Source organism: Frateuria defendens, assembly GCF_001182895.1.
GTDB classification, from domain to species: Bacteria; Pseudomonadota; Gammaproteobacteria; order Xanthomonadales; family Rhodanobacteraceae; genus Frateuria_B; species Frateuria_B defendens.
The window spans coordinates 1-722 of the sequence record NZ_LFQR01000202.1; the positions used below are offsets into that span (position 1 = coordinate 1).

Here is a 722-nt window from a genome sequence, read left to right on the forward strand (position 1 = left end):
AAGTTTACACGCCATCAGGTTGCTCGGAGTGCGATGCCAGATGCTGAGGTATTTAATAGGATGTATCTGATAAAAAACGTTTCCAAGCTCAGGGCAACCTATCAGATTAAATTGCTCGCGTTTAGAGCGGTTGAGAAGAAAATGCAATTGGTGCTTAGAGTTCCAGGGGCATGTGTGTTTGACCAGTCTCTGAATAATCTGATCAAAAAGTGCGGAAAGTACGTATTGAGGGAGAACTATTAGATGGGACTTTATCTCTGTATTTTTGATGGCGAGGAAGAAATTGATGGCGTCGAAGTGGGCTCTTACGCGGATTTCAATTTTTTCAGGGATGCAGTTGTTGCTGCTGTGGAGGGTGGGCAGCGAGGAAGTAGATGTCCTACGTTAGTGAATCATCATGATAGTGATGGCGAGTGGTTGCCTGATGCGGCATTACAGCTTATCGGTGAGCTTGACCTCATCGCGGCAGTCTTCAGTGAAGAGCCACCGTTAGAGCTTGACTCTCTCTGGAAGAAAAAAGTGGCCACGGCAGTCGGACTCGTTCCGAAGAATCTGCTCGATTGTTTCTTTGATATCGATGGTGAGCCTTTGTTGGGCCGATTGCGTGGCTTGGCTGAGCAAAGTGTAAAGAAGAAAGTGCCAATCCTTTTTCAGTAAAGATGAATTGTTCGTTGTTGTTGTTGTTGTCCCTGTCTCTTATACACATCTGACGCTGCCGACGA

General features: G+C 46.1%; 2 protein-coding genes. Both read left to right on the forward strand.

Translation table 11 applies throughout. From position 1 onward, the window contains the following. Positions 1-243 (forward strand): hypothetical protein (locus ACH65_RS20875; RefSeq protein ID WP_237561565.1); only part of this gene is annotated, 243 nt, incomplete at its 5' end. Further along, positions 244-657, forward strand: coding sequence for an Imm70 family immunity protein (locus ACH65_RS19300; protein WP_082190401.1), 414 nt, complete (start codon positions 244-246; stop codon positions 655-657). Positions 658-722 lie beyond the last annotated feature (65 nt).

Excerpts from the sequence above, each read along its gene's own strand:
- ACH65_RS19300 (WP_082190401.1), top strand. The coding sequence starts at position 244 with ATGGGACTTTATCTCTGTATTTTTGATGGCGAGGAAGAAATTGATGGC.